Genomic DNA, 12,953 nt, shown 5'->3' on the forward strand with positions numbered 1-12,953 from the left:
ACGTCCGGGTACCGGACCGACTGTGGACAACCCGCCCTAGACTCGCCCGGTGACCGGACTGACGAGACCTCTTCGTGGCCTGATCCTCGCGGTGCAGTTCCTGACGCGGATCCCCACGCCGCAGATCCGGGACTTCCACGAGGACGACATCGGCCGCTCCGCCCCGTGGTTCCCCGCCGTGGGTCTCCTCGTCGGTGCCGCCGTGGCCGTCCCGGTCGAGCTGCTGTCCGACCGTCCCCAGCTCGCGGCGCTGGCCGGTCTCGTCGTGTGGGTCTGGATCACCGGTGCCCTGCACATCGACGGCCTCGGCGACGTGGCGGACGCCCTCGGGGCCTCACACCGCGACCCCGCGCGCTACGCGGCCGCGCTGAAGGACCCCCACATGGGGGCGTTCGGGGTCGTGACCGTCGTGCTCCAGCTGATCGCCAAGTTCGTGCTGCTCTCCGAGGCCGCGCACCAGGACCTGACCTGGGTCCTCGTCCTCGTCCCCGCTTGGGCGCGGTGGATCAGCCTGGCGCTGCCGCGCCTCACCACGTCCCTGCAGGCCGGGCTCGGCGAGCGCTTCGGCGGCCAGATCACCTGGCCGACGGTCGCGGTGTGGGCCGTCGCGCTGTCCGTCGCGAGCGTCCTCACCTCGCCGGTGCTGCTCGTCGCGATCCCGCTCGCGGGCGCCGTGGCCCTCTACTGGCACCGGCGCCTCGGCGGGGTCTCGGGCGACGGCCTGGGGGCCAGCACCGAGATCGCCGAGAGCCTGCTGCTCATCGCGCTGATCGCGCCGACGCTGAGCTGACGACGGTCAGTCGGCCTCGGGCAGCTTGAAGTCGGAGTCCTGCAGCTCCTCGACGTTGACGTCCTTGAACGTGAGCACCTTGACGTTCTTGGCGAACCGGGCCGGCCGGTAGATGTCCCACACCCAGGCGTCGTTCATCGACACCTCGAAGTACGCGTCCCCGGTCTCGGACCGCACCTTCACGTCCACCGCGTTGCACAGGTAGAAGCGCCGGTCGGTCTCCACGACGTACTTGAAGATGCGGACGACGTCCCGGTACTCGCGGTAGAGCGCGAGCTCCATCTCCGACTCGTACCGCTCCAGGTCCTCTGAGCTCATGCCGTCCCCTTCGTCGAAGAACCACGGTACGAAGAGGCCGGCATGATCGCTGCCTCATGACTCGCTCGCTGGCGCTCGCTCATGCCATCTGCTCCATCGCTGCCTTGACGTTCACGTAGGTCTTGCGGTGCTGGTCGCACGGTCCGTGGTCCCGCAGGGCCGCCTGGTGCACGGGCGTGCTGTAGCCCTTGTGCGTGGCGAAATCGTACGCCGGGAAGTCCTCGTGCATGCGCACCATGAGGCGGTCGCGTGTCACCTTCGCCACCACGGACGCCGCCGCGATCGACGCGGAGACCCGGTCGCCCTTCCAGACCGCGAGCCCCGGGACGCCGAGGCCGTCCACCGGGAACCCGTCGGTGAGGACGTAGCCCGGACGGATCTCGAGGCGCCACAGCGCACGACGCAGGGCCGCGATGTTGGCCTGGTGCAGGCCCATGCGGTCGCAGTCGGCAGCCGGGACGACGACGACCGAGACGTCGACGGCCCGCTTCATGATGAGGTCGAAGCACGCCTCGCGACGCTTCTCCGTGAGCAGCTTGGAGTCGGCCAGGCCGGGGATCTGCCGGTCGAGGACGACCGCGGCGGCCACCAGCGGACCGGCGCACGCCCCGCGGCCGGCCTCGTCGACGCCGGCGACGGGGTGCAGTCCCTGACGGGCCAGCGCGCGCTCGTAGCCGTACAGGCCGGCGTCACGGCGGATCGTCGAGCCCTTGGCGAGGCGGGTCACGGCGCGCTCACTTCCGGTTGACGGTCTCGAACGTCTCGGGCTTGTGGATGAACCCGGCACGGCCGAACGGCCACACCCGGAGCCAGGCCTTGCCCACGACGGACTTCTCGGACACCTGTCCCCCGCCGGGGTCGCCCAGGTGGCCGCGCGAGTCGTACGAGTTGCCGCGGTTGTCGCCCATGACCCACAGGTACCCCTTGCGGACCTTCACCTCGAACGTCTTGTCCTTGGTCGCCGACTCGTCCAGCAGGTAGGACTCGTCGAGCTCCTTGCCGTTGACCGTCAGCTTGCCCTCGCTGCAGCAGCGGATCGTGTCGCCACCGACGCCGATGACCCGCTTGATGAGGTGACCGCCGGTCGGGAACAGGCCGATCTTCTCCAGGCCGCTCTGCACGAAGTTGCTGGCGTGGCGGGAGTCCTCGGGGCTGAGCCAACCTCCCGGGTCGTCGAAGACCACGACGTCGCCGCGCTTCACGTCGCCGCCCCAGTAGGAGACCTTCTGGACCAGGATCTTGTCGTCGACCAGCATCGTCGGCTCCATCGACTCCGACGGGATGTAGAACGCCTGGAGGAAGAACGTCTTGACGACGACCGCCATCACCATGGCGGTGGCGACGAGAAGGATCGACTCCTGCCATACGGGGAGCTGCCGCTTCTTGTCACTCACCCGGCGAGCCTAGCCGCACCGCGCAACGACCTCCGCTGCGGACTCGCGTGTCGAGGCGAGGCGCTCAGGGCTTCTTGACGTCCGCGAACGCGTCGGTGCCGTCGACGAATCCGGCACGCTTCAACGGCCAGACGCGCAGCCACGCCTTGCCCACGACACTGGACTCGCGGATGAAGCCGCGGCCCGGGTCGGTGATGTGCTGCGGGGACGCCAGCGAGTTGCCGCGGTTGTCGCCCATGACCCACAGGCTGCCCTTCGGCACGACGACGTCGAAGCGGGTGTCCTTGGTGGCCGTCGGGTCCAGGACGTACGGCTCCTGGATCGTGCGGCCGTTGACCGTCAACCGGCTGTCGGTGCAGCACGTGACGTGGTCGCCGCCGACACCGACGACGCGCTTGATGAGGTGGCCACCGCTCGGCAGCAGACCGACCTTCTCCAGACCACGCTGCAGCACGTTGCCCGCGGGCTGGGAGTCCTCGGGGCCGAGCCAGCCTCCGGGATCGTCGAACACGACGATGTCCCCGCGCCTCACGTCGCCGCCCCAGTAGGAGACCTTCTGGACGAGGATCTTGTCGTCGACCAGCATCGAAGGCTCCATGGAGCCCGACGGGATGTAGAAAGCCTGGACGAAGAACGTCTTCACGACGACCGCCAGGAGCACCGCCACCACGACCAGCAGGATCGACTCCTGCCAGACCGGGAGCTGCCGACGCCGCCGGCCACCTTTCGGCAGCGGGTCGGTCGTCGGCAGCGGGCGCGACTCAGACGTCGCGCTTCTCCTTGATCTTGGCAGCCTTGCCGCGCAGGTTGCGCAGGTAGTACAGCTTGGCGCGACGCACGTCGCCGCGGATCGCGACGTCGATGTGGTCGATCACGGGCGTGTGCAGCGGGAACGTGCGCTCCACGCCGACACCGAAGCTGACCTTGCGGACCGTGAAGGTCCGGCCGATGCCCGAGCCCTGGACCTTGATGCAGACACCCTTGAAGACCTGGATGCGCGAGCGGCTGCCCTCGATGACCTTCACGTGAACCTCGAGCGTGTCGCCCGCACGGAAGGTGGGCAGGTCGGTGCGCAGCGACTCGCTGGCGACCTGGTCGATGATGTTGGTCATGGTTCTGCTCCTCGCTGGTGCCACAGGTCACCCACGGCTGGGTTGTTCGAAAAGGAAGTGGTGCGGCGGTGATCGACGGTTCCCCTGTGGCAGATCCGTCCGGCGCCAAGGGTCAATATTGCCACACCGGTGCGCGTCCGAGCCAATCGGTGACCGCCCTGCCCGCCGGGAGACGGCGACGCGCCCGCCGGGAGGTCCGGCGGGCGCGTCGGGTGGTCCATCGGGATGGACGGACGACGCTCAGACGAGCGCGTAGCCCTCCTCACCGTGGAGGACGGAGTCGATGCCCGCCGACTCCTCGTCCTGGTGGATGCGGAAGCCGATCGTGCGGTTGATGACCGTGGCGATGGCGTACGACACCACGAACGAGTACACCGCGACGGCGATCGCCGAGACCGCCTGCAGGATCAGCTGGTCGAGGTTGCCCCCGCCGGTGAACAGGCCGGTCTCCATCGCGAAGAAGCCCAGGTAGAGCGTGCCGATGATGCCGGCGACCAGGTGGATGCCGACGACGTCGAGCGAGTCGTCGTAGCCGAGCTTGAACTTCAGGTCGACCGCGATGGCGCAGACGCCACCGGCGAGCAGGCCGAGCACGATGGCCCAGATGGGCTGCAGCGCGACACAGGACGGAGTGATCGCGACCAGGCCGGCGACAGCACCGGACGCCGCGCCGACCGACGTGGCCTTGCCGTTCTTGAAGTGCTCGACGATGATCCAGCCGAGGATGCCGGCCGCGGGGCAGACGATCGTGTTGACGAAGATCAGCGTGGCCATGCCGTCGCCGGCGGCCGCCCCGGTGTTGAAGCCGAACCAGCCGAACCACAGGATCGCCGCGCCGATCAGCACGAGCGGGACGTTGTGGGGCTTCTGCAGCTCCTTGCTGAAGCCGACACGCTGGCCGAGCACGAGGGCGAGGGCCAGGGCCGCAGCACCCGCGTTGATGTGGACGGCGGTGCCGCCGGCGAAGTCGATCGTCGAGGCGTCGATGCCGAGGTTGTCACCGAGGTTGCCGATCCAGCCGGTCATGCCGTCGTCGTTGAACGCGAACACCCACCCGGCGACCGGGAAGTAGACGAGCGTGGCGAACAGGCCGGCGAACAGCATCCACGGGAAGAACCGCGCACGATCGGCGATGGCGCCCGAGATCAGGGCCACCGTGATGATCGCGAAGGTCGAGCCGAAGGCGACACTGGCCAGGACGCCACCGTCACCGCCGCCGAACGAGTCCTTGGCGGCGTCCCACTGACCGAAGTCCGAGAACGGGTTGCCGAGCACCTGCTTGATCCAGTCGCTGCCGCTGTTGTCCAGCGTCGCCATGTTGGCGCCGTACAGCACCCACAGGACGCCGACCAGGCCGATGGCGCCGAAGCTGAGCATCATCATGGAGACGACGCTCTTGGCCTTGACGAGTCCTCCGTAGAAGAACGCCAGGCCCGGTGTCATGAACAGGACGAGGGCTGCGGAGACCAGCAGCCAGATAGTTCCGGGGGTCATGAGAAACCTCTCTGAGGGGGGTGTCGTTCGGCCGGCAGAGCGACGCTGCTGCTGTCGGGCGCGAGACACACTGTGTCGCCACGAGGTTTTGCGAGGCTTGCCTCAGCATTTCGCGGGCGTTACGTGCCCTGCGATCGTGTTAATTCCACGTCGCCCCGGGCACCACCTGACCCGTGGGCCCCGGGCGGCTCAGGCGTCAGCCGAGCAGGTCGGGACGGCGTCGACGCGTGCGCTCCAGCGCCTGCTCGCGGCGCCATGCGGCGATCGCGGCGTGGTTGCCCGAGAGCAGGACCGGCGGGACGTCGCGGCCGCGCCAGCTCGAGGGCTTGGTGTAGACGGGGTACTCCAGCAGCCCGTCGTCGCCGTGGGACTCCTCGACCAGGGACGCCGGGTTGCCCATGAAGCCCGGCACGAGCCGGACGATGGCCTCGATCATCGCCAGGGCGGCGACCTCTCCGCCGTTGAGGACGAAGTCACCGAGCGAGATCTCCTCGACGCGCCACCGGTCGGAGGCCTCGTCGATCACGCGCTGGTCGATGCCCTCGTAGCGGCCGCACGCGAAGAGCAGGTGGGACTCGCCGCTCAGGCGCTCGGCCGTCCGCTGGGTGAAAGGCGTGCCCGAGGGGGTCGGGACCACGACGACGGCCTGCTCGCTCGCGAGGGAGTCCAGGGCCTCCCCCCACGGCTCGGCCTTCATCACCATGCCGGCCCCGCCCCCGTACGGGGTGTCGTCCACGCTGCGGTGCTTGTCGTGGGTGAAGTCGCGCAGGTCGTGGGTCCGGATCGTGAGCAGACCGGACGACTGCGCCTTGCCGGCGAGCGAGAGCTGCAGCGCGTCCAGGTAGGCCGGGAAGATCGAGACGACGTCGACGCGCACGTCAGGCCTCGAGGTCGGAGGCGGCGTTCTCGGCCTTCGACGGGTCCAGCAGTCCCTCGACGTCCGCGACCGTGACGAACCCGCCACGGACGTCCACCACCGGCACGAGCTCGGTGACGAACGGGATCAGCACCTCACGGCCGTCGACGTCGACGGCCAGGGTGTCCTGGTACGGCAGGTGGACGAGTCCGGTCACGCTGCCGACGACGGCATCGCCCGAGCGGACCTCGAGGCCGACCAGCTGGTGGTCGTAGAACTCGTCGGGGTCCTCGGGGACGTCCGCGGGATCCACCTCGGCCTCGAGCACCGTGCCGTGCAGGGCCTCGGCCGCGTTGCGGTCGGGGACCTCGTCGAACGCCACGACGAGGCGGCCACCGTGGTGGCGCGCCTTCGTCACGGTCAGCCTGCGTCGTCCGGCGACGACAGACGAGCCCGGGGCGAAACGCCGCTCGGGCTCGTCTGTACGGATGTCGACGTTCAGCTCACCACGGATCCCGTGGGCACGACCGATACGGCCGATGACGACCAGCATCGTCAGCTGCGACGATCGACGTCCACGAAGTCGATGCGCGCGCCGCCACGACCGGCGATCGCGCCCGCGACCTTGCGGACGGCCGTGGCCGTACGGCCCTGTCGGCCGATGACCTTGCCGAGGTCGTCCGGGTTGACCCGGACCTCGAACAGCTCGCCGTTGCGCGTCTGCTTCACACGCACGTCGACGTCGTCAGGGCTGTCGACGATGCCGGCGACGAGGTGCTCGATGACCTCGACCAGAGGGGCGGCCACGATCAGGCCTTGGCCTCGTCGGACGACGCGGCGTCGTCAGCCTTGGCGTCGTCAGCCTTGGCCTCGTCGGCCGCCGGCTCCTCAGCCTTGGGCTCCTCGGCCTTGGGCTCAGCCTTCTTGGCGGCGGCCTTCTTGGTCACCGCGTCCGACTTGGGCTCGCTGTGGAGCTCCTTGAGGGCGTCCTGGAAGATGTCTTCCTTGGAGCGCTTCTCCTCGGCGAACTTCATGGTGTTCTGGCCACCGATGTCACCGGTGATCTTCAGCAGGGCGGCGACGGCCTCGGTCGGCTGGGCGCCGACTCCGAGCCAGTACTGCGCGCGCTCTCCGTCGACGTTGATGATCGACGGCTCGGCCTTGGGGTTGTACGTGCCGATCTCCTCGATCACGCGGCCGTCGCGCTTGGTGCGCGAGTCGGCGACGACGATGCGGTAGAACGGCGTACGGATCTTGCCCATGCGCTTCAGGCGAATCTTGACTGCCACGAGTGTGGTGTCTCCTCAGATGTGTGTGTGGTTGAGCTGTCGGTGGCGCGTGGGGACACGGCCGACGAGATCGGTGAGCCGGACTACGTCGAGATGAGAGGGTCCCGACGCGTACGGACGCAAGGGCTCATTCTGCCAGAGTTCTCCCGCGGGCTCCAATTCGGCCCGCGATTCGGCACGGAGCCGCCCTGCCGTCTACGAGCGGGGCGCCCAGCCGGGCGGGCCGAAGACGTACCCGAGCTTGTCCCGCACACCACGGGCCCGGCGGACGTCCTGCCAGATCTTCTTGTACTCCCCGTACTGCAGCGACCAGACGTTGTACGTCCCGACCGGGTACGTCAGGCCGTACGTCGGCCGGTGCAGCTCGGTCTGGAACGAGCCGAGCAGGCGGTCCCAGACGATGAGGATGCCGCCGTAGTTCTTGTCGAGGTAGATCGGGTCCGAGCCGTGGTGCACGCGGTGGTGCGACGGGGTGTTGAACACGGCCTCCCACCAGCGCGGGAACTTCTCGATCTTCTCGGTGTGCAGGTGGAACTGCCAGATCAGGTTGAGCGAGAAGACGAAGTAGATCATCCACGGCGGGACGCCCAGCAGCGGCAGGGGCAGCCAGATCATCACCTCGAACCACTGGTTCCACTTCTGGCGCAGGGCCGTCGAGAAGTTGAAGAACATGCTCGAGTGGTGGGCCTGGTGGCCGGCCCAGCCGAGGCGTACGCGGTGCGCGAAGCGGTGGTAGACGTACCAGAGGAAGTCGACACCGATGATGACCCCGACCCACGTCCACGGGTTGGCCGCCGAGAGGTGCCAGGGCGCCAGGTGGACGTACAGGACCGTGTAGAGCAGGAAGGCGGCCGTGCGGAAGACCGCGGAGTACGCGATCGAGGCCGCGAACATGGTCAGGCTCGTGCGCGTGTCCTCGGCGAGGTAGCCCTTGACCTGGTGCGCCGCGTGCTCGTCACGGTCGTGCGCCTCCTCGCGGCGGACCGCGAACATCTCGATCACCATGAAGAGCAGGAAGAACGGGATCGCGGCACCGGCCGGATCCTTCAAGTTGTGCGAAAAGGCCTCCCACATGCCGCGCTCATGGCACGGCCGGAGATCGCCCGGAGGCACTTCGGGTCACACATATGACCCGAAGGACACATCAACGGGTCACTGGCGACGGACGCGGCGTCCGGAGATGCGTCGCGGCCGCAGCACGATGAGCACGTCGCGCTCCCCCGGCGCCCACGGCCGTGGCCGCGCGCCGGCTGCGACCTGGGCGATGAGGTCGGGATCCTCGACCCGGGCCGTCGGTCCGTGGGCGGTCACGTCCCAGCCCTTCTGGTAGATCTCCTCGCGGTGGTCCACCGCGAACGCCACGTCGTCGTTCCCGTCGGCGAGCGACGAGATGGTGGAGCCTGCCATCGTGCGAAAGTAGATGTCCGAACCGTCGAGGACGAAGTTGACCGGCAGCAGCTGCTGCCCCTCGCCGTCGACGAACGCGAGCCAGCCGACCGTGGTGGTCTGCATGAGCTCGAGGCACTCATCTTGCGGGATCTCGGTGAACCGTCCGGTGGTCTGCGTCATGTGGCGTCCTCCTGGCTTCGGTCACCATCCTCACACGGGCCCGGTCGCCGCGCCTATGCTCGCGTCATGTCCGACGTGAGGATCCTCCACCACTCCGCCTGCTCGACGTCCCGGCACGCCCTCGACGAGGCCACGGCGGCCGGCGTCGACGTCGAGGTGGTTCAGTACCTCAAGCAGCCGCTGTCGCGCGACGAGCTGCTCGAGCTCATCGGCCGGCTCGAGGACCCGCCCGCGGACCTCGTGCGCAAGGACGGCTTCTTCAAGGGCCTCGAGCTCGACCCCGCGTCGTACGAGACGCCCGAGGCGGTCGCCGACCTGCTGGTCGAGCACCCCCGTCTCATGCAGCGTCCCGTGCTGGTGCGCGGTGACCGCGCGATCATCGGCCGCCCGAAGGACCGGGTGGCGGCCTTCCTCGCCGAGTCCCGCTAGACCGCCGGCGCCGCGAACTGCGCCGAGTACAGCCGCTCGTACGCCCCGCCGGCCGCCCGGAGCGAGTCGTGGGTGCCCTGCTCGACGATGTGCCCGTCCTCCATCACGACGATGTGGTCCGCGTCGCGGATCGTCGACAGGCGGTGGGCGATGACGAAGGACGTCCGTCCCGCCCGCAGCTGCTCCATGGCCCCCTGGACGAGCGACTCGGTGCGGGTGTCGACCGAGCTCGTGGCCTCGTCCAGGACGAGGATCGACGGATCGGCCAGGAAGGCCCGCGCGATCGTCAGCAGCTGGCGCTGGCCCGCGCTGACGTTCGTGCCCTGGTCCTCGATCACGGTGTCGTAGCCGTCCGGCAGCGTGCGCACGAAGTGGTCGACGAACGCGGCCTCGGACGCCGCGATGATCTCGTCCTCGGTCGCGTCGTCGGCACCGTACGCGATGTTGTCGCGGATCGTGCCCTTGAACAGCCAGGTGTCCTGCAGCACGACACCGAAGTTGCGGCGCAGCGGCCCACGGTCCATCCGGGCGATGTCGACACCGTCGAGGGTGATGCGGCCCGCGTCGACGTCGTAGAAGCGCAGGACGAGGTTGGTCAGCGTGGTCTTGCCTGCCCCGGTCGGGCCCACGATCGCGATCGTCTGGCCGGGCTCGGCCACCAGGTCGAGGTGCTCGATGAGGGGCTCGTCCGGCACGTACGAGAACGACACGTCCTCGAACACGACCCGCCCGCGCACCGGGTCCGGGAAGGGCGCGTCGGCCTCGTCGGGACGTTCCTCGTCCTCGTCGAGCAGGCCGAAGACCCGCTCGGCCGACGCGACGCCGGACTGGAGCACCTGGATCATGGCGGCGAGCTGGGTCAGCGGCTGGGTGAACTGCCGGGAGTACTGGATGAACGCCTGCACGTCGCCGATGCTCAGCGAGCCGGACGCGACGCGCAGACCGCCGATCACGGCCACGAGGACGTAGTTGATGTTGCTGATGAACATCATGACCGGCTGGATCACGCCGGAGATGAACTGGGCCTTGAAGGACGCGTCGAAGACCGCGTCGTTGCGCGCCTGGAACTCCTCGCGGGCCTCGGCCTGCCGGCCGAAGACCTTGACGACGTCGTGACCGGTGAACACCTCCTCGATGTGACCGTTGAGGCGACCGGTGCTGGCCCACTGCTTGACGAACTGCGGCTGCGAGCGCTTCGTGACCGCACGGGTGATCGCGAGTGCCAGCGGGATCGTCACCAGCGCGACCAGGGCGAGCAGGGGCGAGATCACGAACATCATCGCGAGCGTGCCGATGACCATGAGGAGCGAGGTGAGCAGCTGGCTCATGGTCTGCTGGAACGACTGGGCGATGTTGTCGATGTCGTTGGTCGTGCGCGAGAGCACCTCGCCGCGCTCGGTGCGGTCGAAGTACGACAGCGGCAGACGGTTGATCTTCGCCTCGACGTCGTCGCGCAGGCGGGCCACGGTGCGCTGCACGACGATCGTGGTGAAACGGCCCTGGAACCACTGCAGCAGCGACGCCAGGACGTACAGGACGAGCACTCCGCCCAGCACCCACGAGAGGCTGGTGAAGTCGATGCCCGAGCCCGGCTGCAGGTCCACGGACGAGACGAGGGACGCGAGCTGGTCCCGTCCGTCGGCGCGCAGGGTCGCCACGACCTCGGCCTTCGTGGTGCCGGCGGGGAACTGGTCGGACAGGTAGCCGGTGAAGACGATGTCGGTCGCACGTCCGAGGACCTTGGGCCCGATCACGGACAGAGAGGTCGCGATGACGCCGAAGACCACGACACCCCAGAGGATCCGGCGCTGGTCCAGCACGCGGTCGGCGAGGCGGCGCAGCGTGCCCTTGAAGTCCTGGGCCCGGGCCGGGGGCATGCCCATGCCCGCGAGTGCCGGTCCGCCCGGCCGTCCGCCGCTCATGCGGTCGCCTCCTCGAGCGTGAGCTGCGACAGGACGATCTCGCGGTAGACGCCGCAGGTCTCCATCAGCTCGTCGTGGGTGCCGGTGCCGACGACCCGGCCCTCGTCCAGGACGACGATGCGGTCGGCGCCGCGGATCGTGGAGACGCGCTGGGCGACGATGATCACCGCGGAGTCGGCGGTCACCGTGCGCAGGGCCGCACGCAGCGCCGCGTCGGTGCCGTAGTCCAGGGCCGAGAAGGAGTCGTCGAACAGGTAGATCGCCGGGCGCTTGATGATCGCGCGGGCGATCGCCAGGCGCTGGCGCTGGCCACCGGAGACGTTCGTGCCGCCCTGCGCGATCGGTGCCTCGAGCTGCTCGGGCATCCGGCGCACGAAGTCGGTGGCCTGGGCGATCTCGAGGGCCGCCCACACCTCCTCGTCGGTCGCGTCCGGACGTCCGTACCGCAGGTTCGAACCCACCGTGCCGGAGAACAGGAAGGGGCGCTGCGGCACCAGTCCGATCGCGGCCCACACGTCCTCGGGGCGCAGCGAGCGGACGTCGTGGCCGTCGATCCGGACCGTGCCGGACGTCGCGTCGAACAGCCGCGGGACGAGCCCGAGCAGGGTCGACTTGCCGCTGCCGGTCGAGCCGATGATCGCGGTGGTCTCCCCCGGGCGCGCGACGAGGTCGATCCCGTGCAGGACGTCGTGCTCGGCGCCGGGGAACGCGAACGAGGCGTCCTGGATGTCGACCCGGCCCTCGGACAGCGTGACCGGGACCGCTCCGTCGGGGGCCTGGACGCTCGGCTCGGTGCGGAGCACCTCGGTGATGCGCTCCGCCGACACCTCGGCGCGGGGCCAGAGCATCAGCATGAACGTGGCCATCATGACCGACATGAGGATCTGGACCAGGTAGTTCTGGAACGCGGTCAGGGTGCCGACGTCCAGGTCGCCGCTGCCGATGCGGTAGCCGCCGAACCACGTGGCCAGCACGACCGAGACGTTCATGATGAGCATGACGATCGGGAACATCATGGCCATGAGCCGGCCGACCGCGATCGCGACCTCCATGTTCTCGCGGTTCGCGTCGCCGAAGCGGCGGCCCTCGTAGTCCTCCTTGACGAACGCCCGGATCACCCGGATCCCCATGATCTGCTCGCGCATGACCCCGTTGATCGCGTCGATCTTGACCTGCAGGAGGCGGAACAGCGGACGCATCTGGCGGATCACGAGCCCGATGCTGATCACGAGCGCCGGGATCACCAGCAGCAGGAGGCCGGAGAGCTCGACGTCCTGGCGCAGCGCCATGGCGATGCCGCCGAAGCACATGATCGGGGCGGTCACGAGCAGCGTGAGCGCCATGAAGACGATGAGCTGGACCTGCTGGACGTCGTTCGTGGACCGCGTGATGAGGGTCGGCGCGCCCAGCTGGGCCATCTCGCGGGCGGCGAAGGTCTCCACTGTGCCGAACACGCCGGCGCGCAGGTCTCGGCCGAGGGCCATCGACGTCCGGGCACCGTAGTAGACCGCGATGATCGTGCACACGACCTGCAGGAACGTGATGGCCAGCATCACGACGCCGGTGCGGACGATGAAGCCGGTGTCGCCCAGCACGACGCCCCGGTCGATGATGTCGGCGTTGAGGCCGGGCAGGTACAGGTTGGCCAGCGTCTGGACGAGCTGGAAGAACAGCACCACCGCGATCGGACGCTTGTACGGCGCGAGGTACGTCCTCAGCAGCGGCAGAAGCATTGCCTCAGGCTATCTCGGCGCCCCGCCGTCGGCCGCGTGGGCGACGT

The 12,953-nt window shown here is 68.9% G+C and carries 16 protein-coding genes; 2 read left to right on the top strand and 14 right to left on the bottom strand.

Annotation, left to right across the window (positions count from 1 at the left end):
* The first annotated feature begins 49 nt into the window (after window positions 1-49).
* Entirely contained in the window at window positions 50-790 is a 741-nt protein-coding gene (cobS, locus tag C3E78_RS11640) for an adenosylcobinamide-GDP ribazoletransferase (protein WP_199906809.1), read from the top strand.
* 6 nt (window positions 791-796) lie between these two features.
* Here cobS and C3E78_RS11645 read toward each other — a convergent pair whose 3' ends face one another.
* The 12 genes from C3E78_RS11645 to C3E78_RS11700 form a co-directional block, all read right to left on the bottom strand.
* Window positions 797-1,108 (bottom strand): DUF2469 domain-containing protein, encoded by a 312-nt coding sequence (locus C3E78_RS11645; protein ID WP_108578545.1) that lies wholly within the window; start codon window positions 1,106-1,108, stop codon window positions 797-799.
* Between the two features lie 79 nt (window positions 1,109-1,187).
* A complete protein-coding gene (locus C3E78_RS11650) occupies window positions 1,188-1,835 on the bottom strand; it encodes a ribonuclease HII (protein WP_108578547.1) in 648 nt (215 codons plus the stop codon).
* Window positions 1,836-1,842: 7 nt separating this feature from the next.
* Complete coding sequence (gene lepB, locus C3E78_RS11655; RefSeq protein ID WP_235833606.1) at window positions 1,843-2,502, bottom strand: signal peptidase I; 660 nt, start codon at window positions 2,500-2,502, stop codon at window positions 1,843-1,845.
* A 64-nt stretch (window positions 2,503-2,566) separates the two neighbouring features.
* The gene (gene lepB, locus C3E78_RS11660) at window positions 2,567-3,235 is read right to left on the bottom strand and encodes a signal peptidase I (protein ID WP_199907033.1); all 669 of its coding nucleotides are present in this window, start codon (window positions 3,233-3,235) and stop codon (window positions 2,567-2,569) included.
* Between the two features lie 28 nt (window positions 3,236-3,263).
* A complete protein-coding gene (rplS, locus tag C3E78_RS11665; protein WP_108578551.1) occupies window positions 3,264-3,614 on the bottom strand; it encodes a 50S ribosomal protein L19 in 351 nt (116 codons plus the stop codon).
* 240 nt (window positions 3,615-3,854) lie between these two features.
* Window positions 3,855-5,108, bottom strand: a complete 1,254-nt coding sequence (locus C3E78_RS11670) for an ammonium transporter (RefSeq protein ID WP_108578553.1) — start codon at window positions 5,106-5,108, stop codon at window positions 3,855-3,857.
* A 196-nt stretch (window positions 5,109-5,304) separates the two neighbouring features.
* The gene (gene trmD, locus C3E78_RS11675) at window positions 5,305-5,985 is read right to left on the bottom strand and encodes a tRNA (guanosine(37)-N1)-methyltransferase TrmD (protein ID WP_108578555.1); all 681 of its coding nucleotides are present in this window, start codon (window positions 5,983-5,985) and stop codon (window positions 5,305-5,307) included.
* A 1-nt stretch (window position 5,986) separates the two neighbouring features.
* Window positions 5,987-6,517 (bottom strand): ribosome maturation factor RimM, encoded by a 531-nt coding sequence (gene rimM / locus C3E78_RS11680; protein ID WP_108578557.1) that lies wholly within the window; start codon window positions 6,515-6,517, stop codon window positions 5,987-5,989.
* Window positions 6,518-6,519: 2 nt separating this feature from the next.
* Window positions 6,520-6,771 carry an RNA-binding protein gene (locus tag C3E78_RS11685; protein ID WP_108578559.1) on the bottom strand — a complete coding sequence of 84 codons (252 nt, stop codon included), beginning with the start codon at window positions 6,769-6,771 and terminating at the stop codon, window positions 6,520-6,522.
* Window positions 6,772-6,773: 2 nt separating this feature from the next.
* Window positions 6,774-7,253 (bottom strand): 30S ribosomal protein S16, encoded by a 480-nt coding sequence (gene rpsP, locus C3E78_RS11690; RefSeq protein ID WP_108578561.1) that lies wholly within the window; start codon window positions 7,251-7,253, stop codon window positions 6,774-6,776.
* A 195-nt stretch (window positions 7,254-7,448) separates the two neighbouring features.
* A complete protein-coding gene (locus tag C3E78_RS11695; RefSeq protein ID WP_108578563.1) occupies window positions 7,449-8,327 on the bottom strand; it encodes a sterol desaturase family protein in 879 nt (292 codons plus the stop codon).
* A gap of 78 nt (window positions 8,328-8,405) precedes the next feature.
* Entirely contained in the window at window positions 8,406-8,822 is a 417-nt protein-coding gene (locus C3E78_RS11700; protein WP_108578565.1) for a pyridoxamine 5'-phosphate oxidase family protein, read from the bottom strand.
* Window positions 8,823-8,888: 66 nt separating this feature from the next.
* On the opposite strand from C3E78_RS11700, the gene C3E78_RS11705 reads away from it, so the two are divergent.
* Window positions 8,889-9,251 carry an arsenate reductase family protein gene (locus C3E78_RS11705; protein ID WP_108578567.1) on the top strand — a complete coding sequence of 121 codons (363 nt, stop codon included), beginning with the start codon at window positions 8,889-8,891 and terminating at the stop codon, window positions 9,249-9,251.
* Here C3E78_RS11705 and C3E78_RS11710 read toward each other — a convergent pair.
* The gene (locus C3E78_RS11710) at window positions 9,248-11,173 is read right to left on the bottom strand and encodes an ABC transporter ATP-binding protein (protein ID WP_199906810.1); all 1,926 of its coding nucleotides are present in this window, start codon (window positions 11,171-11,173) and stop codon (window positions 9,248-9,250) included. The two genes, C3E78_RS11705 and C3E78_RS11710, sit on opposite strands and share 4 nt — an antisense overlap.
* On the bottom strand, window positions 11,170-12,906 hold the full coding sequence (locus C3E78_RS11715) for an ABC transporter ATP-binding protein (RefSeq protein WP_108578569.1): 1,737 nt from the start codon (window positions 12,904-12,906) through the stop codon (window positions 11,170-11,172). The genes C3E78_RS11710 and C3E78_RS11715 overlap by 4 nt, the downstream gene beginning before the upstream one ends.
* Between the last annotated feature and the right edge of the window lie 47 nt (window positions 12,907-12,953).

Origin of the sequence: Aeromicrobium chenweiae (genome assembly GCF_003065605.1) — a bacterium.
Lineage (GTDB): Bacteria > Actinomycetota > Actinomycetes > Propionibacteriales > Nocardioidaceae > Aeromicrobium > Aeromicrobium chenweiae.

Bases quoted from the DNA above. Each gene is read 5' to 3' on its own strand.
- C3E78_RS11710 (WP_199906810.1), bottom strand. From the start codon at position 11,173: ATGAGCGGCGGACGGCCGGGCGGACCGGCACTCGCGGGCATGGGCATG.
- rplS (WP_108578551.1), bottom strand. From the start codon at position 3,614: ATGACCAACATCATCGACCAGGTCGCCAGCGAGTCGCTGCGCACCGAC.
- C3E78_RS11645 (WP_108578545.1), bottom strand. From the start codon at position 1,108: ATGAGCTCAGAGGACCTGGAGCGGTACGAGTCGGAGATGGAGCTCGCG.
- rimM (WP_108578557.1), bottom strand. From the start codon at position 6,517: ATGCTGGTCGTCATCGGCCGTATCGGTCGTGCCCACGGGATCCGTGGT.
- C3E78_RS11695 (WP_108578563.1), bottom strand. From the start codon at position 8,327: ATGTGGGAGGCCTTTTCGCACAACTTGAAGGATCCGGCCGGTGCCGCG.
- C3E78_RS11705 (WP_108578567.1), top strand. From the start codon at position 8,889: ATGTCCGACGTGAGGATCCTCCACCACTCCGCCTGCTCGACGTCCCGG.
- C3E78_RS11670 (WP_108578553.1), bottom strand. From the start codon at position 5,108: ATGACCCCCGGAACTATCTGGCTGCTGGTCTCCGCAGCCCTCGTCCTG.
- C3E78_RS11715 (WP_108578569.1), bottom strand. From the start codon at position 12,906: ATGCTTCTGCCGCTGCTGAGGACGTACCTCGCGCCGTACAAGCGTCCG.
- C3E78_RS11700 (WP_108578565.1), bottom strand. From the start codon at position 8,822: ATGACGCAGACCACCGGACGGTTCACCGAGATCCCGCAAGATGAGTGC.